Genomic DNA, 17,542 nt, shown 5'->3' on the forward strand with positions numbered 1-17,542 from the left:
TTATTTATTGGTTACAGGTTTATGGTTTACAATGGGTTCATTTACTTTAGGCTTGGTAACAATATTTTGTTTTAGTATTACCGATTTTAATTTTAAACTATCTTTAACCTTTTTAAGCGAATCTGTCTTTTTTATGTTTAAACTGTCTAATTTGGTGAGTTTAACTTTCTTTGTCTTATCGATTAAAGCAGGTAAAAGATTGGTTTCTGAGAATGCTTTTACGGTATAACCATTCGAACGTGGTTTAATTGTATCCGTTAGATATTTTTCTACTATAAAACTTGATATCGGAGCGGCATAGGAACCTCCAAAGCCACCATTTTCCACAATCACTGCAATGGCAATTTTAGGGTTGTCCATTGGTGCAAAACCAATAAAAACCGAGTGGTTTTTACCATGTGGATTTTGTACGGTTCCGGTTTTTCCGCACATCACAATATTGGGTATCTGCGACTCTTTGGCTGTTCCCCAAGGACTGTTCACCGCATCTCTCATGCCATCAATTACAATAGGGAAATATTTTTCATCTACACCTACATAGTTTTTAACAACATATTCTTTTTTTACTACATTTTTATCGCCGATACCTTTAATTAAGTGTGGCTTCAAATAATAACCACGGTTGGCAATTGCTGCCATAACGTTGGCCATTTGCAATGGGGTAGAGGTAATCTCACCCTGGCCAATGGCCTGCGAAATTACAGTGGTGTATCCCCAGCGTTTACCATAGATTTTATCATAATGGCTACCTTGATAAAATATCCCCTTTTTTTCGAAAGGCATGTCGATGCCCAATTTCTGGCCAAAACCCCATTTAGAAATCTGCTCGTGCCATTGTGCATAGGTTTGACGCTGGTTTTTCATGCCATTTTTAGTGATGATGTTCTGAAAAACATGACAGAAATAGGTGTTACAGGAGCGGGCAATACCACGTTGCATGTTAATGGTTCCATCTACGTGCTCGCATTTTACTTTATGGTTTCCGGCCATATAATAACCAGGACAAAAAAATGTAGTATTAGGGTCGATGGCACCATCTTGCAAGGCAACCAAGGCATCAACAGGTTTAAAAGATGATCCTGGCGAATACTGACCTGCGATAGGGCGCACGATTTGTGGACGGTAGGGATTTGCAATCAGGCTCATGTAATTTTTCCCCCAATCTTTACCAACCAATTGATTTGGATCATAACCAGGGCTACTCACGAAGGCTAATATCTCACCTGTAGATGGCTCAATGGCTACAATTGCACCTACTTTATTTTTCATCAGCTCTTCGCCAAGGCGCTGAATTCTAATGTCTAACGACGAAATTAATCGATCACCAGAGACGGCATTGATATCGTATTTTCCACCAGCATAACTGCCCTGGGCAATGTTTCTGGCATCGTACAGCGTATTAATTACACCTTTTTCGCCTCTTAAAAAATCTTCGTACGACCGCTCTAAACCACTTTTTCCAATAAAATCGCCAGGTTTATAATACCCTTCCGATTTTTCAATATCATCAGGACTTACTTCTTTTACATAACCGAAAAGTTGTCCGGCAATGCTATCAGGATAATGCCTCACCGTTCTGTCCTGGGTTCTGAAACCCGGGAAACGGTACATAATTTCCTGTAAGCGGGCATAACTCTGAACCGAAATCTGGCGCTCGAAAAACGTAGCCTGATAATTTGATTGCGCCCTGGCTTTTTTTAGTTTCTTGCGTACATCTTCTACGGTAATTTCTAAGGCATTGGCCAGTGCAAGGGTATCGAAAGGTTTAACTTCGTTAGGCGTAACCATTAAATCGTAAACGGGTTCGTTCTGTACGATAACCTTCATGTTTCGGTCGAGGATGGCACCACGAGCCGGATATTTATAAATTTTACGCAATACGTTACTCTCGGCAGAACTGAAAGCCTTGTCGCTAATAATCTGGATATAAAATAACTTCCCCAATAAAATCAGGGCGATTACAATAAATAATCCTTGAACGATATATTTTCGGTTAAATAATTGATCCATTAACGTGGTGTTCTTCTATAGAATATAAACTCTACCAATAAAATAATAAGCAGTGTAAAGATACAACTTAAGCCGCATCTCATTAAGGTATAACCAACTTCGGTTAGCCTAAATGTTTCTAAAAAGAACAGCACCAGATGATGTGCAACAACGCAAAGAAAAGCATAAAGCGAAAACCATTGGAAACCCATATAACTTAACGATGGTTCTGGGTCGTCAATTGCGTCGCGGTTTAAACTTATTGAAATAAAAGAAATCCTCACAAAAGCCAATACTACGCACGCCGTGGCGTGTACGCCCATGGTATCGTAAAAGGCATCGAGGGTTAATCCTGTTCCGAAAGCCAATAAGTACAGTAAAATATTGGGGATTCCGAATGGAAGCAGGAGCAAAAACAGCACATAAATAAACGGTGTAGAAAGATCATAAAAGCCCATGTTCTTGAGCAAGAATATCTGCACAAAAAGTAGTAAAAACCACCTGATCACATTTATAATAATGATTCTACTATTCATTCGGTTTAGCGATGCTTTCTAAAGCCTTTTGCTCTTCAGCTTTTTTATCTTTAACCACATATACATATTGCAATGTGCTAAAGTCAGTAAATAAATTTAATTCTGCTGATAAGAAATTATCATTGGTGGCCACATTTGCCTTGCTAATTTTTCCAACCAAAATCCCGGCAGGAAAAGATCCATAACCTGAAGTAACAACGGTATCGCCTACATACATTTTAATGTGGTTCGGTACTTCTTTAACAAATGCCTTTTTAATATCAAAATTTCCGTCACCCCAAACTAATGAGCCAAGCGCATTGTTCTTTTTTAAGGTTACACTAATCTTCGTGTCTTTATGTAGTAGCGATTGTATGGTTGCCAAATGTGCCGAAACATCACGGATAAAACCAACTACTCCACGTTGAGGCGCAATAACGGCCATGCCACTTTTAATACCGTCAACTGTCCCTTTATTAATGGTCATGATGTTGTTGCGCAAAGTGATCGAATTTTTAATCACCTTAGCTGCCAGATATGTGTATTGCTGATTGGTAACCGTATCTACCACTTTAACATCTTTAGCTGTATCTATCGTGGTTAATCCCAGTAACTGGCTTTTAAGCTTCGCGTTCTCTGCCGCAAGACTATCGTTAACCATTCCCAGGTTTAAATATCGTTTAAAAACATTTAACCTTTCATATGCGCTGCCAACTACTTCATTGCTTGAGTTTAAGGTTACGCTCCGCTGATAAGCGTTATTTTTCACCGTGAGGTAGATGCCAACGATAAAAAAAATGATAAATAAGAAAAATGCGTTGTATCTGCTGATGAAAATCCAAAGGTTACGCATTTGAGTTTGGAGTTAAAAGATTGGAGTTGGGAGTTAAAAGTTTGGCGTATGAGTGGAAAACTCCAAGCTCACAACCCCAAACCCCAAGCTAAATGTTATTGCATTAAGAATTTATATCCGCCTATATTTTTAAGGGCAATGCCAGTTCCACGAACTACTGCACGAAGTGGATCTTCTGCAACGTGAACAGGTAATTTAGTTTTAGCCGCTACGCGCTTATCTAAACCTCTTAACAATGCACCACCCCCAGTTAAATAAATACCAGTCTGGTAAATATCCGCTGAAAGCTCTGGAGGAGTAATCTCTAAGGCTTTTAAAATTGCTTCTTCAATTTTAGAGATCGATTTATCTAAACAGTGTGCAATTTCGGTATAAGAAACAGTGATCTGTTTTGGTACACCGGTCATTAAATCGCGACCTTGAACTGCGAAATCGGCAGGAGCATCCTGTAATTCAGGTAAAGCTGCACCAACTTCAATTTTAATTTTTTCAGCGGTACGGTCACCAATCATAATGTTGTGTTGGCGGCGGATGTAGTTTACAATATCAGAGTCGAAATTATCTCCCGCAACGCGGATAGATTGATCGCACACGATACCAGATAAAGCGATTACCGCAATTTCTGTGGTACCGCCACCTATATCAATAATCATGTTACCCATGGGCTCTTCTACATCAATTCCGATACCTACAGCAGCTGCCATTGGCTCATGAATTAAGTATACCTCTTTTGCACCGGCAATTTCGGCTGAATCGCGCACTGCACGTTTTTCTACTTCAGTAATACCAGAGGGAATACAGATTACCATACGTAAAGATGGAAACATCCATCCTTTACCGCCATTAAGCATGCGGATCATCCCTTTAATCATCGCCTCAGCAGCGTTAAAATCGGCAATTACACCATCTTTTAATGGACGAACGGTTTTAATATTATCGTGGGTCTTACCCTCCATTTGCATGGCCTGACGGCCAATAGCAATAACTTTGTTTGTAGTACGATCGAAAGCAACAATAGATGGCTCATCTACAACTACTTTGTCGTTATGTATAATCAGGGTATTCGCAGTGCCTAAATCGATGGCAACTTCTTGCGTAAACCAGTTAAATAATCCCATGTATAAGGTATGTTTTCTTTATTTTATCAAATCTATACTATTCCTAATGTAAAAATAGCTTTTTTATTGTTTTAAGTTTTATTTTCTTCGGTTATTAATTGTTTTTAAGGCAATTAAAATATTCAGAAAATAAAAAGCTAAAAGACAAAAGCGATTTGCAATGTACTTTAGCCTTTAAGCTTAACTAGTGTTTAAAATGTCTTACACCGGTAGTTACCATAGCAATACCTTTTTCATTTGCTTTGGCAACAGAATCGGCATCTTTAATTGAGCCACCTGGCTGTAGAACAGCTGTAATTCCGGCATCGGCAGCAATTTCAACACAATCAGGGAAAGGAAAGAAAGCATCAGAAGCCATTGCAGCACCTTTAACGCTGAATCCGAAAGAAGCTGCTTTTTCAATCGCTTGTCTTAAGGCGTCAACACGCGAAGTTTGACCAACACCGCTCGCAATTAAAACATCATCCTTAACCAGAACAATGGTGTTCGATTTAGTATGTTTTACAATTTTGTTAGCAAAGAACAGATCTTTTAGTTCTTGTGCAGTAGGTGCTTTATCGGTAACAGTTGTCATTTGCTCCGGACCTTCGATAATTAAATCTTTATCCTGCTCAATTACACCGTTTAATAATGTTTTAAATTGTTTTTTGCTCAATTCAACCTGGTTACGCTGCAAGATAACGCGGTTTTTCTTTTTGCTGAACAGCTCGATCGCTTCTGCTTGGTAAGAAGGTGCAATTAACACTTCAAAAAACAAGTTGTTAATTTCTTCTGCTGTTTCAAGATCAACCTCCACGTTGGTAATCAATACACCGCCGAAAGCCGAAACCGGATCACAGGCCAATGCATCAAGCCATGCCTGTTTAACAGTAGGGCGAGAGGCAATACCACAAGCATTGGTATGTTTTAAGATCGCGAAAGTTGGATCTTCAAATTCGTCGATTAAAGCAACGGCTGCATCTACGTCAACCAAATTGTTGTAAGAAAGTTCTTTACCGTTAAGTTTGGTAAACATGGCATCTAAATCGCCATAAAATACACCACCTTGATGTGGGTTTTCACCATAACGTAAAGTTTTAGCTTCAGTTACACTTTGCTTAAAAACATCAAGCGGCTCTTCTGTATTGAAGTAATTAAAGATTGCAGTATCGTAATGAGAAGAAGTATGGAAAGCTGTTTTAGCGAACGATTTACGTTGTGCTAAAGTAGTTTCGCCATTTTGCGCTTCTAATTGGGCTTGTAAAGTAGGATAGTCGTTTTTCGATGCGATAATTACCACATCGTTAAAGTTTTTTGCAGCTGCACGGATTAAGGAAATACCACCGATGTCGATTTTCTCGATAATTTCTTCCGGTGTTCCGCCTGCTTTTACGGTTTCTTCAAAAGGGTATAAGTCAACAATAACCAAATCAATCTCAGGAATTTCATACTCAGCAATCTGCTCCTGGTCGCCAGTTAATGCTCTACGGTTTAAAATTCCGCCAAATACTTTTGGGTGTAAGGTTTTAACACGTCCGCCCAAAATAGATGGATAACCAGTTAAATCCTCAACCGCTGTAACAGGGAGGTTTAAATCTTTAATGAATTGTTCTGTTCCACCGGTTGAAAATAATTGTACACCTTGTGCGGCTAACAATTTTACCAATGGCTCCAAACCATCTTTATAATATACTGAGATTAAAGCGTTTTTGATTTTAATGGATTGACTCATTCTACTGAAAATTTTGAGCCGCAAAGGTAGTAAAACAGAGGGATTTATTTAGGTGATGAAACCAATAAAAATGAAATTATTTGTATATTTTTCTTTATTGGGTATTTTTTATCTTTCGTTGGTATTTCTAAGCGCTGCACCTGCAAATAGAATTTATATTAGCAGCTTGTATATCATTGCTTTATTATAATTTTTTAGTGCTTGCTGCTGGCTTGGAAATTAGCATACCAATCTTCCAAAACATCAATTACAGGAAGAAGGGTTTTCCCTAAATCAGTGAGTTTATATTCTACGCGTGGAGGAGATTCTGCAAAAGCCTCCCGTACAATGAGTTTATCGCGTTCCATTTCTTTTAGCTGTGTGGTTAGTGTACCCTGGCTTAAGAAATTTGTTTCGCGTTTCAGTTCTCCAAATCTTTTAGGACATTTAGCAGCAATGGCTTTAATAAGCATAATTTTCCATTTGCCTCCGATTACCTTAAATACGCTCGTCAACGGAGAGTCATTTAAAAATAAAACTTCATTTGTAATTGCTTTATACTCATTATTAGTACTGTTTTGCATACTAGGTACTGTTTAAGTGACTACTTGATTGTCGTTATAGGCTTTTCTTCCTTTGAATTTTAAATATAAGAAAAGCATGAAAAAATATAGAAAATGGTCTGTGTTCCTGATCGCCTGTTCGGCCATATTTTTATCCGTGTTAGATCTGTTTATTGTAAACGTGGCGCTTCCATCTATTAAAACTGGCATTAATGGGACAGATGCTGATATGCAGTTTATAATTGTGATGTATATTATAGGTTATGCCTCCTTTCTAATTACCGGAGGGCGGGCAGGAGAATACTTTGGAAAGAAAAAGGTATTTCTGGCCGGAATGCTGATTTTTACCCTTGCTTCTTTATTCTGTGGTTTGTCACAATCGGCTACCCAGCTTAATGTTGCCCGCTTTATACAGGGCATAAGCGCAGCATTCATGGTGCCCCAGGGCATGGCTTTTATCCCCGGTTTATTTCCCGATCAGAAAGAGCGGATAAAGATGTTGGGCATTTATGGCAGTATAGCTGGTACCGCTTCGGTTATTGGTCAGTTTTTGGGTGGATTGATTCCTGATCTTGAAATTATTTCCCAGAGCTGGCGTTTGATTTTTTTGATCAATGTACCCATTGGCATAACTGCTGTTATGCTGGGTTTCAAGTATCTTAAAGAATTGCCTGTAAAAACTACCGGGAAATTTGATTTTATCGGCAGCTTATTACTAATGTTAACCTTAACAGCCTTTATTTATCCACTAATACAAGGTAGGGAGCTAGGTTGGCCGATCTGGAGCATTACTTTATTGCTGTTATCGGGGGTATTGCTGCTGGTATTTATTTATTATCAACAATTAGGTGTTGGGATGGGGAAGCTTCCGCTTATTAATTCAGGTTCCTTTAAAAATTTCGATTTCAGGATGGGACTTTTAATTTCCCTGTTTTATTACCTCGTTCAGGATTCTTATTTCCTGATTAATACGGTTAATTTACAGCGTGGGATGGGCATAAGTTCTGCCCGTACCGGGATATATTTTGTTTGCCAGGGACTTGGTTATGTAATGGCATCAATGTTTTTTACGCCATTAGTGACCCGTTATGGTAAATCGGTCTCGTTAGCAGGATCTGTGATAATGATTACAGCATTGCTTTTTCATCTGATTGTATTTAATTCAAATGCCGCGTCGCAATTATATATAGGTATAGTGTTGTTCGTATATGGAATAGGCTGTGGCACCATTTTACCTTCCTTAATGACGATATCGCTGAAAAGTATACCTGAAGATAAAATGGGGACTTCATCTGGTATTTACTTAACAATGCAGCAGATTTCGGTAGCGCTTGGGGTTGCTCTTGTTGGTGGTATTTTCTTTAGTAAACTTCAACATCCGGTTCTGGCTTCGCAATTTTCCGTAGCTTATCAATGGGCAACTTTGCTCAATATCGGGTTTCTTATTGTTGTTAGTGCATTATTGTTGCTGATGTCGAAAATGAAGCAGACCTGATGCTTTTATTTCTTAGTAATGAAAATATTTTTCGGGTCGTATTTATTAATGATGAAGGAAAACGATGATTTTTATTGTTTTGGTCATTTTATAAATTAACATAATCAATGTTTCAATTAAATCGTAGAAAAAAGTGGACCGATATAACAATAGTTTTTAAGATGCATGAATCTTTTATAGAAAAACAATTGGCCAAGTATGGCATGCCCGCACAGGGGGATTGTGACGAAATTATATATACAGAGAAATAGAAATATTCAAACGCCTTATGCCATATTTAATTACATCCTAAATAATAAGGTTTGGACGCAGGAAGTAATTAACACCAATGCTGCTATACAAGTTGGCGATACCCTAAAATTGCGGTGTGCTAAAAATGATCCCGAGATTTTTAAGATCGAATAAGCGCACTGGGCCGGTATTACTTTTTTATCTTCTTCACAATGGTTTCTACAATACGTGGGTAATGCTGGTGTTCGAGCTGCTGTCCTTTAAACTTTACCATTTCCAGATTGTCGTTTTTGTCGATCCTGTAGCGGGCTTGATAAATGTATTCCCCTTCATCATAGTTTTCGTTAACATAATGAATGGTTATGCCGCCTTCGGTTTCACCTGCAGCCATTACCGCATGGTGCACGTGGTCGCCATACATACCTTTTCCTCCAAATTTTGGGAGAATTGCAGGGTGGATGTTTACAATCCTGCCAGGATAGGCATTGATCAGGCTTTTGGGGATTAGCCAAAGAAAACCGGCCAGTACCACAAAATCAATCTCCAGGTTTTTGAGCAGGTCTACCACTTCATCCGTTTTATAGAACTCATTCTTGTCGAAAATATGAGTGGGAATTTCAAAATTATCAGCTCTTTGTAATACATATGCATCGGCATTGTTGGTCAATACCAAAGATATTTCTATTTCATTACTCCGCTTAAAATGCTCCATCAGCTTTTGGGCATTAGAGCCAGAACCTGATGCAAAGATGGCTATTCTTTTTTTCACTCAAAATCGTTTTGTCCAAAAATAGTATTTTTAAGCCTGTTTTCTTAACGGAAAAGAATTTTTATTCAATTATGTTAAAGTATTATTAATGAATAATTTTAACGTATTTTTGCGGTTCGGAAACAGGCTTCAATTTTAATGAAAAAAAAGTTGAAAGTGTTTTGTAATTTAAAAACATTAATCCTATATTTGCAACCCGAATTATAGGAAACGAATAAGAAAAATAAAAGGCTAAATAGAAATGGCAAATCATAAATCTTCATTAAAAAGAATTAGAGCAAACGCAACAAAACGTTTACGTAACAGATATCAGGCAAAAACTACACGTACTTTCATTAAAAGATTACGTGCTGCAGAAGATAAAAAATCTGCATCTGATTTATTGCCTAAAGTAATCTCTATGTTAGATCGTTTAGCTAAAAAGAATATTATCCACAAAAACAAAGCGGCTAATAACAAATCAAAATTAACGAAATTCGTTAACGGTTTAAAATAAGCCAATTATTACGATATTAGGAACGGCATAGGTTTAACTTATGCCGTTTTTGTATTTATACTTTTTTGGGGAGAGAAATAATTTAAACCTTAATTTTTCTTCAATTATTTTACGATATTAGTAAAGGCATCCCAACCAAAAGTTAGGGTGCCTTTTTTTTGTCTTAAAATGGAAAATTACGAACAGAAATTAGGTATAAAGTTATGGGCTGAAGAAGATCGCCCGCGTGAAAAACTTTTATTGCACGGCCGAAGGCATTTAACAGATGCCGAACTGATTGCTATTTTAATTGGCTCGGGAAGTAAAAATGAAACCGCTGTAGATTTAAGTAAAAGGATTTTGTCTTTTTACGATAATAATTTAACAAAACTGGGGAAAGCTTCTATTCTAGAGCTATCGAGGTTTAAAGGTATTGGAGAAGCCAAAGCATTAACTATTATAGCCGCTTTAGAGCTTGGTTTGCGGCGAAAGGAAACTGCCGAAGAGACGATTACTCATGTTACTACTTCTAATGATGTTTATAAGTATTTACATCAAACCTTCGCTAATCTCAATCACGAAGAATTCTGGATATTACTTCTAAACAGGTCTAACCGGGTAATTGGTAAATTTTTGATCAGTAAAGGCGGGCAGGCAGGTACAGTAGCCGATCCGAAAATTATTTTTAAAACAGCTTTAGAAAACAATGCAGCGAATGTTGTATTGGCGCATAACCATCCTTCGGGAAATTTGAAGCCCAGTGAGAGCGATGATAAGCTGACCAGGGATATGGTAGCTTCAGGAAATTTGCTTAGTCTGTATGTGGTTGATCACCTGATTTTTGCCAATAACCGATACTATAGCTATAGGGATGAAGATTTAATTTAAAAGATATTAGGTTGTTAAAATACAATTAACGTTAAATTAGTATAATAGCGGCTTAAAATTAGGAGTTACTGGCTAGCCAGCATTAATCAAATTGTGTAATTATTATTTATGAATACTTTAAAAATCATCCCTGTTTTTCTTTTGCTAACCGTTGTGGCATTTGCGCAAAAAACGGCAGTTCCAATTAATATCATTACCTATAACATTCGCTTAAATGTGGCATCAGATGGTGTTAATGCCTGGCCAAACCGAAAAGATAATGTAAAAGCTTTAGTGAAATTTCATGATGCTGATATTCTTTGTGTACAGGAAGCCTTACCCGAACAGTTTGATGCACTTTTGGAGAATTCCAATTTTGATGTAGTGGGTGTTGGTAGAGAGGATGGTAAAAGAAAAGGAGAATTTTCAGCTGTTTATTTCGATAAAGACCGCTTTGCCAAAAAAGACGGTGGAACGTTTTGGCTATCGCAAACGCCTGATGTCCCTTCAAAAGGATGGGATGCTGCGCTTAACCGTATATGTAGCTGGGTAAAACTTTATGATAAGTTAAATAAAAAAGAATTTATCGTGTTTAATACCCACTACGATCATATCGGGGTAAAAGCGAGAATTGAATCGGCTAAATTATTGAAACAAAAGATACAGCAGATTGCGCCGACATTACCTGTTGTTTTTACCGGCGATTTAAATGTAACACCAGAAACAGAGGCCATTGCTACCATTAAATCTTTTCTTACCGATGCAAAAGAGATTTCTGTAGAGCCTCCATATGGCCCGACAGGTACTTTTAATGATTTTGATTTTAACAGTGATCTGAAAAACAGGATCGACTACATTTTTGTAAACAAAGGATTTAAGGTGCAGAAATTCGCCGTATTAACTGATAGTAAGGATAAAAGGTATTATTCTGATCATTTACCTGTTTTTTGCAGACTTTGGTTTTAATAAATGCTGTTAAAATCTTTGTTTCCCTTCCAATTCGAACTTTTTGGTAACCAATACCATTATCACTATATTTTCGAAACACTGGCATTTATAATTGGTGTTAGGTTGTATTATTTCTATAAAAAAGGAATTAAAGACCCGATATCTGACGAAAACAGGCTGTGGATTATGTTGGGCGCTATGCTTGGGGCATTAATTGGCTCGCGTTTAATTGCTGTGCTCGAAACGCCTCAAGTACTACACCATCTTAGTTTTTCAATTCTTTATCAAAGTAAAACCATTGTTGGTGGCTTGCTAGGAGGTTTGTTCGGTGTCGAATTAATAAAAAAGATAATAGGCGTGGATATCGCCTCTGGAGATATCTACGTTATCCCAATTTTGGTTGCCCTTATTATAGGCCGTATCGGTTGCTTTTCCATGGGGATTGATGAGCCAACCTATGGTGCTCCTACCCACTTTTTTATGGGGATGGATCTGGGCGATGGTATACTCCGGCATCCCATCATGCTCTATGAAATGATTTATCTGATACTTTTGATTTGCCTTTTTAATAGCTTAAAACATCATAAAGAACTCATTAACGGAGATCGGTTTAAATTATTGATGGTGCTGTATTTCTTTTTCCGTTTTTTGATAGAATTTATAAAACCTTACCATTCATTATTTTTAAACTTAAGCAGCATTCATTGGTCTGCATTGTTTATTTTTATTTATTATTATAGATTCATCTTCAGAATTTCTAAACAGATTTTACATAAACAGTAAACATTATGGCCAATACCAGGGATTATATATACTACGATTATACCAAAAGTCTTTGTCCGGAATGTTTGCAGCTTTGTGATGCGAAGATTGTTTTTCAGGATGCTAAGGTATTCATGCTGAAAAATTGCAGAACACATGGCGATAGTAAAGTAATGATTGCTGATGATGTAGACTATTACAAACAGATCCGGAATTACAATAAACAATCGGAAATGCCGCTTAAGTTTAACACCAAAGTGCATTACGGCTGCCCTTACGACTGTGGTTTGTGTACCGACCATGAACAGCATTCGTGTTTAACGGTAATAGAGGTTACCGATCGTTGCAACCTGGCCTGTCCAACCTGTTATGCCATGTCGTCGCCAACTTATGGCAGGCACAGAACTTTGGCAGAAATAGAACGGATGATGGATGTTGTAGTAGCAAACGAAGGCGAGCCCGATGTGGTACAGCTCTCAGGCGGAGAGCCAACAGTACATCCTGATTTTTTTAAGATTTTAGATCTCGCCAAAAGCAAGCCCATTAAACACCTGATGGTGAACACCAACGGTATCAGGATTGCCAAGGATATTAATTTTGTAGAGAAACTGGCAACTTATATGCCCGATTTCGAAATTTACCTGCAGTTTGATAGTTTCAGTGCTGATGTATTAACCAAGCTAAGGGGCGAAGACCTTACCGAAGTAAGAAGAAAAGCCATCGATCACCTCAATCAGTTTAATGTATCTACCACTTTGGTTGTTACTTTACAAAAAGGATTAAATGATCATGAAATTGGCGATATTTTAGCTTATGCGCTTAAGCAGAAATGTGTTCGCGGCGTTACTTTCCAGCCTACCCAGGTTGCCGGAAGAAATGATGATTATAATGATCAACAAGGAAGGATTACCTTAACTGAGGTGCGTAGAAAAATTTATGAGCAATACCCAACCTTTACCCCACAAGATTTAATCCCTGTGCCCTGTAACCCCGATGCATTGTGTATGGCTTATGCATTAAAAATCGGCGACGAAGTGATCCCGATGACACATTTGATCAATCCCGAGGATTTGCTCAACAATTCGAAAAATACGATTGTTTTCGAGCACGATGAAAAGTTGAAAGAACATATGCTCAACTTGTTTAGCACGGGTGTTTCGGTAGACTGTGCCGAAGATACCTTTGGCGAATTAATGTGTTGCCTGCCAAGGGTAAAATCAGATAGTTTAAGTTACGATAATTTATTTCGGATTATCATCATGAACTTTATGGACCCGCTTGATTTTGATGTACGAGCTGTTAAAAAATCCTGTGTACATATTGTGAGCGATAAATATAAAATGGTACCCTTCGAAACCATGAATATCTTTTACCGCGACAACAAAATAGATCTGATCAGGGAAAAATTAAATATGAACTAACATGGAAGGCTTATTCGTATTATTGATTGTTTATTGTCTTATCGCAGTTGTACTCTTTGTTGTGGGGATTATTCAGATTATCATTAAGTCATCAAGGAACGAACCTGTAAAACCAGGGCTAAAATTGCTTATTATTTCAGTAATTATGGTGGTAATCGGTTTTGGTGCTTGTGCCGTATTGCTCGCCAACAGTTAATTTCAAAATAAATCCATGGAAATTTTTATTGTATATTGGGTAATAGTTGTATTGTTATTCGTTATTGGCATTGTTCAGATCATTGTAAAGGCAGCTAAAAATCAACCCGTTAAACCCGGACTTAAATTAGTTATTGCCTCGGTTATTATGCTGGTAATAGGAGCAGGGGCATGCGCGGTAATTCTATCTAATTTAAATATTGGCCATTAGACATTTTTATTGTGTCAAGATTGCTGGTTTAACTTTCTCCTTTGACCTTTAAATAATATCTTTGCGTTTTATGAAATTAGAGTGTCCTTCGAGATTTGTCTTGATAATGGACACTCGCTACTTGATACTCCAAAATGAAAATATCATATAACTGGTTAAAACAATTCGTACAAATTGATAAAACACCTCAAGAACTTTCGTTAATCCTCACCAATGTTGGTTTAGAAGTAGAAAGTGTAGAAAAAGTTCAGCCTGTGGTGGGCGGTTTAGAGGGATTACTTATTGGCGAAGTATTAACCTGTGTTCAACATCCCAATGCAGATCGTTTGCGTATTACTACTGTTAATGTTGGCGGTAAAGAAAACCTGCAGATTGTATGCGGTGCGCCAAATGTAGGTGCTGGCCAAAAAGTGGTGGTAGCTACAGTGGGTACAACGGTATATCCTTTAGAAGGAGAGCCTTTTAAGATAAAAGAATCAAAAATCAGGGGAGAGCTTTCTCAGGGAATGATCTGTGCCGAAGATGAAATTGGCTTAGGTAAATCGCATGATGGGATTATGATCCTTGCAGAAGATACCGAAGTGGGTATCCGTGCAAAAGACCATTTTAAAATGGATGATGATTTTGTTTTCGAAATCGGATTAACGCCAAACCGTGCCGATGCGGCTTCTCATTTAGGTGTGGCGAGAGATTTAGCTGCTTATTTCAGAAGTGAATTTGAAATGCCTGATCTTTCTGCTTTCAAAACCGATAACGAGAATCTGGTTATCCCCGTTGAAGTTGAAGATTTGGCGGCTTGCCCACGTTATAGCAGCCTTACCGTTTCTGGTGTTACTGTAAAAGAATCGCCAGAGTGGTTAAAAGATAAATTAAAGGTAATTGGTTTGCGCCCGATTAATAACGTGGTTGATATCACCAATTATGTACTTCATGGTTTAGGTCAGCCTTTGCATGCTTTCGACGCCGATAAAATTACTGGCGGAAAAGTAATCGTTAAGAAAGTTGCAGAAGGAACACCTTTTGTAACGCTTGATGATGTAGAGCGCAAGCTGAGTGCAGATGATTTAATGATCTGCAATGCTGAAGCACCAATGTGTATCGCAGGGGTTTTCGGCGGAAAATCTTCTGGTGTTGATACCGAAACCAAAAATATTTTCTTAGAAAGTGCTTACTTTAATTCGGTTTCTGTTCGTAAAACATCGAAAAGACATGGCTTAAAAACCGATGCATCTTTCCGTTTTGAGCGTGGTACCGATCCGGAGATTACGGTTACGGCTTTAAAATACGCAGCTTTATTGATTAAAGAACTGGCTGGGGGAGAAATTTCTTCATCAGTTTCTGATATTTACCCAAATCATATCAAGCCCTTTGAGTTTGAAGTAAGTTATACCAATATTAATAAATTAATCGGTGCAAATATCCCTTCGGCCGAAATCAAACACATTATTACAGCTTTAGGGATTTCGGCAACCAATACATCTGACGATACTTTGGCTTTAAGGGTGCCATCATTTAAAGTGGATGTAACCCGCGAATGCGACATTACAGAAGAGGTATTGCGTATTTATGGTTATAACAACATCGAAATCCCTTCAAAGGTAAATGCATCACTTTCTTACAGCATTAAGCCCGAAAAAGAAAATACGCATAATGTAATTGCAGATATGCTAACCGCTAATGGTTATGCAGAAATTATGTGCAACTCGTTAACTAAATCGGCCTATTCGAAAAATTTAGATGAGGCAGTATTTATTTTAAATCCGTTAAGTAGCGATTTAAATGTAATGCGTCAAAATTTATTGATGCCGGCTTTAGAAAGTGTAGCTTACAACCAGAACCGTAAAAATGCCGATGTGAAGTTTTACGAATTCGGTAAAACTTATCATTTAATCAATGAGCAATATGTAGAGCGCCCAAGGCTGTTATTGTTGATTTCGGGCGCTAAACAAAGCGAACAATGGAACCAAAATGCTAAACCGGTAACTTTTTATAATTTAAAATCAGCAGTTGATGCCATTCTATCGCGTTTGGGTATTGCAAGTTATCAATCAGATGTTTTAAACGATGAAAACTTTGCTTACGGAATTAAATATTTCCGTGGAGATAAAACCCTGGTAAGTTTCGGTGCTGTTTCAAAAGCCGACCGTAAAGTGGCTGATGTAAATGCCGAAGTATTTTATGCTGATTTCGATTGGGCAACCTTGTTAGATATTGTAAGGAAAAATACAATTGTGCACAAAGATGTTTCTAAATACCCGCAGGTTCGCCGCGATCTTTCATTGTTGATTGATCAGAATGTAACTTTTGATACCTTGAAAGGTATTGCGTTCAAAACCGATAAAAAGCTGATCAAAGCGGTTGGTGTATTCGATGTATACGTTGGCGATAAATTACCAGAAGGGAAAAAATCTTATGCCCTGAATTTTATCTTACAGGATGAAGAACAAACCTTAACCGATAAGCAGATCGAAAATACAATGCAGAAACTAATCGCGAATTTAACGGCACAAGCTGGTGCAGAAATTAGGAAATAAAATATAAATTCGTATTTTTAGAAATAAATTCATGGCTTCTGTTGCAGATCAGTTAGATAAAGTATTACAAAAAACAGCTCAGGTAATTGAGTTATGTAATGCGCTACAGGAAGAAAATGATTTATTAAAGCTTGAAAATCAATCGTTAAAAGTAGCACTCGATACGGCGAAGAGCAAAAATGTAGAACTTGACGAAAAATTAAGGGTTACAAAATTGGCTAAAAGTATAGAGGGAACAAGTGAAAAATCGCTTGACATTAAACAAAAAATTAACGATTTTGTGCGGGAGATTGACAAAAGTATTGCATTATTAAAAAAATAATGATGCAAGGAAATCAGAAACTAAGCTAAACAAATGGGAGAAATCTCGATTAAAATAACCATTTCCGACCGTATTTATCCATTAAAGGTGAATATGGAAGAGGAAGAAATTGTGAGACGGGCAGCAAAAATGATCAATGAGCGCATAAAAGATTACCAGGATAATTATGCGGTTAGAGATAAGCAGGATCTTCTTTCTATGGCCGTGTTGCACTATGCAACAGCCGTATTGAGAACAGAAAACAAAGTACAAAACCAAGATACCGCTGTTGCCGATAAAGTTGAAGAATTGGATGTTTTACTCAGTAATTTCTTTTCAAAATAAGGTTCGTTCTTTAAACATTTCGTCACTCTGAACTTGTTTCAGAGTCTTAAAAAAAAGAGTCTGAAATGAATTCAGGATGACGCAACGTTGTATATATTAGCACAAAAATATAGCCGCAGCTAGTTTTTGAGTTTCAAATTTTATAAAACTTAACACTTCAATATCTATAGGGTTAAGAGGGCGTATTTCATCTGCTATGGCACCTGAAAATGGCTTAAACCCTAATTATGCTTAGTTGAGGTTTAAAATGTATGAGACTT

18 protein-coding genes are annotated in these 17,542 nt (G+C 37.5%); 11 read left to right on the forward strand and 7 right to left on the reverse strand.

From position 1 onward, the window contains the following. The 6 genes from mrdA to FHT21_RS02720 all read right to left on the reverse strand — a co-directional run bounded on the left by mrdA (position 1) and on the right by FHT21_RS02720 (position 6,749). Entirely contained in the window at positions 1-2,010 is a 2,010-nt protein-coding gene (mrdA, locus tag FHT21_RS02695) for a penicillin-binding protein 2 (protein WP_167293245.1), read from the reverse strand. Then, on the reverse strand, positions 2,010-2,525 hold the full coding sequence (locus FHT21_RS02700; RefSeq protein WP_167293246.1) for a rod shape-determining protein MreD: 516 nt from the start codon (positions 2,523-2,525) through the stop codon (positions 2,010-2,012). The genes mrdA and FHT21_RS02700 overlap by 1 nt, the downstream gene beginning before the upstream one ends. Beyond that, positions 2,518-3,357: a rod shape-determining protein MreC gene (gene mreC / locus FHT21_RS02705; RefSeq protein WP_167293247.1), complete on the reverse strand. Its 840-nt coding sequence runs from the start codon at positions 3,355-3,357 to the stop codon at positions 2,518-2,520. The genes FHT21_RS02700 and mreC overlap by 8 nt, the downstream gene beginning before the upstream one ends. Before the next feature lie 95 nt (positions 3,358-3,452). Next, positions 3,453-4,475 (reverse strand): rod shape-determining protein, encoded by a 1,023-nt coding sequence (locus tag FHT21_RS02710; protein WP_010601761.1) that lies wholly within the window; start codon positions 4,473-4,475, stop codon positions 3,453-3,455. A 184-nt stretch (positions 4,476-4,659) separates the two neighbouring features. Further along, entirely contained in the window at positions 4,660-6,186 is a 1,527-nt protein-coding gene (purH, locus tag FHT21_RS02715) for a bifunctional phosphoribosylaminoimidazolecarboxamide formyltransferase/IMP cyclohydrolase (protein ID WP_167293248.1), read from the reverse strand. A 194-nt stretch (positions 6,187-6,380) separates the two neighbouring features. After that, positions 6,381-6,749, reverse strand: a complete 369-nt coding sequence (locus FHT21_RS02720; protein WP_167293249.1) for a helix-turn-helix domain-containing protein — start codon at positions 6,747-6,749, stop codon at positions 6,381-6,383. Between the two features lie 76 nt (positions 6,750-6,825). On the opposite strand from FHT21_RS02720, the gene FHT21_RS02725 reads away from it, so the two are divergent. Next, positions 6,826-8,223, forward strand: coding sequence for an MFS transporter (locus FHT21_RS02725; protein WP_167293250.1), 1,398 nt, complete (start codon positions 6,826-6,828; stop codon positions 8,221-8,223). Between the two features lie 421 nt (positions 8,224-8,644). On the opposite strand, the gene FHT21_RS02730 is transcribed toward FHT21_RS02725, so the two are convergent. Then, a complete protein-coding gene (locus tag FHT21_RS02730; RefSeq protein ID WP_167293251.1) occupies positions 8,645-9,223 on the reverse strand; it encodes a phosphoribosylglycinamide formyltransferase in 579 nt (192 codons plus the stop codon). A gap of 241 nt (positions 9,224-9,464) precedes the next feature. On the opposite strand from FHT21_RS02730, the gene rpsT reads away from it, so the two are divergent. From rpsT to FHT21_RS02780, 10 genes are all read left to right on the forward strand, one after another. Beyond that, positions 9,465-9,719 (forward strand): 30S ribosomal protein S20, encoded by a 255-nt coding sequence (gene rpsT / locus FHT21_RS02735; protein WP_029277289.1) that lies wholly within the window; start codon positions 9,465-9,467, stop codon positions 9,717-9,719. Between the two features lie 168 nt (positions 9,720-9,887). After that, positions 9,888-10,586, forward strand: a complete 699-nt coding sequence (gene radC, locus FHT21_RS02740; RefSeq protein ID WP_167293252.1) for a DNA repair protein RadC — start codon at positions 9,888-9,890, stop codon at positions 10,584-10,586. A 108-nt stretch (positions 10,587-10,694) separates the two neighbouring features. After that, on the forward strand, positions 10,695-11,531 hold the full coding sequence (locus tag FHT21_RS02745) for an endonuclease/exonuclease/phosphatase family protein (protein WP_167293253.1): 837 nt from the start codon (positions 10,695-10,697) through the stop codon (positions 11,529-11,531). 3 nt (positions 11,532-11,534) lie between these two features. Beyond that, a complete protein-coding gene (locus FHT21_RS02750) occupies positions 11,535-12,296 on the forward strand; it encodes a prolipoprotein diacylglyceryl transferase family protein (protein WP_167293254.1) in 762 nt (253 codons plus the stop codon). Between the two features lie 5 nt (positions 12,297-12,301). After that, positions 12,302-13,696 (forward strand): radical SAM protein, encoded by a 1,395-nt coding sequence (locus tag FHT21_RS02755; RefSeq protein ID WP_167293255.1) that lies wholly within the window; start codon positions 12,302-12,304, stop codon positions 13,694-13,696. Position 13,697: 1 nt separating this feature from the next. Continuing rightward, the gene (locus FHT21_RS02760) at positions 13,698-13,892 is read left to right on the forward strand and encodes a hypothetical protein (protein ID WP_167293256.1); all 195 of its coding nucleotides are present in this window, start codon (positions 13,698-13,700) and stop codon (positions 13,890-13,892) included. 15 nt (positions 13,893-13,907) lie between these two features. Then, complete coding sequence (locus FHT21_RS02765) at positions 13,908-14,102, forward strand: hypothetical protein (RefSeq protein WP_167293257.1); 195 nt, start codon at positions 13,908-13,910, stop codon at positions 14,100-14,102. A gap of 134 nt (positions 14,103-14,236) precedes the next feature. Further along, positions 14,237-16,636 carry a phenylalanine--tRNA ligase subunit beta gene (gene pheT, locus FHT21_RS02770; protein ID WP_167293258.1) on the forward strand — a complete coding sequence of 800 codons (2,400 nt, stop codon included), beginning with the start codon at positions 14,237-14,239 and terminating at the stop codon, positions 16,634-16,636. Between the two features lie 31 nt (positions 16,637-16,667). After that, entirely contained in the window at positions 16,668-16,958 is a 291-nt protein-coding gene (locus tag FHT21_RS02775) for a hypothetical protein (protein WP_138820612.1), read from the forward strand. A gap of 33 nt (positions 16,959-16,991) precedes the next feature. Continuing rightward, a complete protein-coding gene (locus FHT21_RS02780) occupies positions 16,992-17,282 on the forward strand; it encodes a cell division protein ZapA (RefSeq protein WP_029277272.1) in 291 nt (96 codons plus the stop codon). Positions 17,283-17,542: the final 260 nt, after the last annotated feature.

It is taken from the genome of Pedobacter sp. SG908 (assembly GCF_011759615.1).
Taxonomy (GTDB): Bacteria; Bacteroidota; Bacteroidia; order Sphingobacteriales; family Sphingobacteriaceae; genus Pedobacter; species Pedobacter riviphilus.

Bases quoted from the DNA above. Each gene is read 5' to 3' on its own strand.
- mrdA (WP_167293245.1), bottom strand. From the start codon at position 2,010: ATGGATCAATTATTTAACCGAAAATATATCGTTCAAGGATTATTTATT.
- FHT21_RS02700 (WP_167293246.1), bottom strand. From the start codon at position 2,525: ATGAATAGTAGAATCATTATTATAAATGTGATCAGGTGGTTTTTACTA.
- mreC (WP_167293247.1), bottom strand. From the start codon at position 3,357: ATGCGTAACCTTTGGATTTTCATCAGCAGATACAACGCATTTTTCTTA.
- FHT21_RS02710 (WP_010601761.1), bottom strand. From the start codon at position 4,475: ATGGGATTATTTAACTGGTTTACGCAAGAAGTTGCCATCGATTTAGGC.
- purH (WP_167293248.1), bottom strand. From the start codon at position 6,186: ATGAGTCAATCCATTAAAATCAAAAACGCTTTAATCTCAGTATATTAT.
- FHT21_RS02720 (WP_167293249.1), bottom strand. From the start codon at position 6,749: ATGCAAAACAGTACTAATAATGAGTATAAAGCAATTACAAATGAAGTT.
- FHT21_RS02725 (WP_167293250.1), top strand. From the start codon at position 6,826: ATGAAAAAATATAGAAAATGGTCTGTGTTCCTGATCGCCTGTTCGGCC.
- rpsT (WP_029277289.1), top strand. From the start codon at position 9,465: ATGGCAAATCATAAATCTTCATTAAAAAGAATTAGAGCAAACGCAACA.
- radC (WP_167293252.1), top strand. From the start codon at position 9,888: ATGGAAAATTACGAACAGAAATTAGGTATAAAGTTATGGGCTGAAGAA.
- FHT21_RS02745 (WP_167293253.1), top strand. From the start codon at position 10,695: ATGAATACTTTAAAAATCATCCCTGTTTTTCTTTTGCTAACCGTTGTG.
- FHT21_RS02750 (WP_167293254.1), top strand. From the start codon at position 11,535: ATGCTGTTAAAATCTTTGTTTCCCTTCCAATTCGAACTTTTTGGTAAC.
- FHT21_RS02755 (WP_167293255.1), top strand. From the start codon at position 12,302: ATGGCCAATACCAGGGATTATATATACTACGATTATACCAAAAGTCTT.
- FHT21_RS02760 (WP_167293256.1), top strand. From the start codon at position 13,698: ATGGAAGGCTTATTCGTATTATTGATTGTTTATTGTCTTATCGCAGTT.
- FHT21_RS02765 (WP_167293257.1), top strand. From the start codon at position 13,908: ATGGAAATTTTTATTGTATATTGGGTAATAGTTGTATTGTTATTCGTT.
- pheT (WP_167293258.1), top strand. From the start codon at position 14,237: ATGAAAATATCATATAACTGGTTAAAACAATTCGTACAAATTGATAAA.
- FHT21_RS02775 (WP_138820612.1), top strand. From the start codon at position 16,668: ATGGCTTCTGTTGCAGATCAGTTAGATAAAGTATTACAAAAAACAGCT.
- FHT21_RS02780 (WP_029277272.1), top strand. From the start codon at position 16,992: ATGGGAGAAATCTCGATTAAAATAACCATTTCCGACCGTATTTATCCA.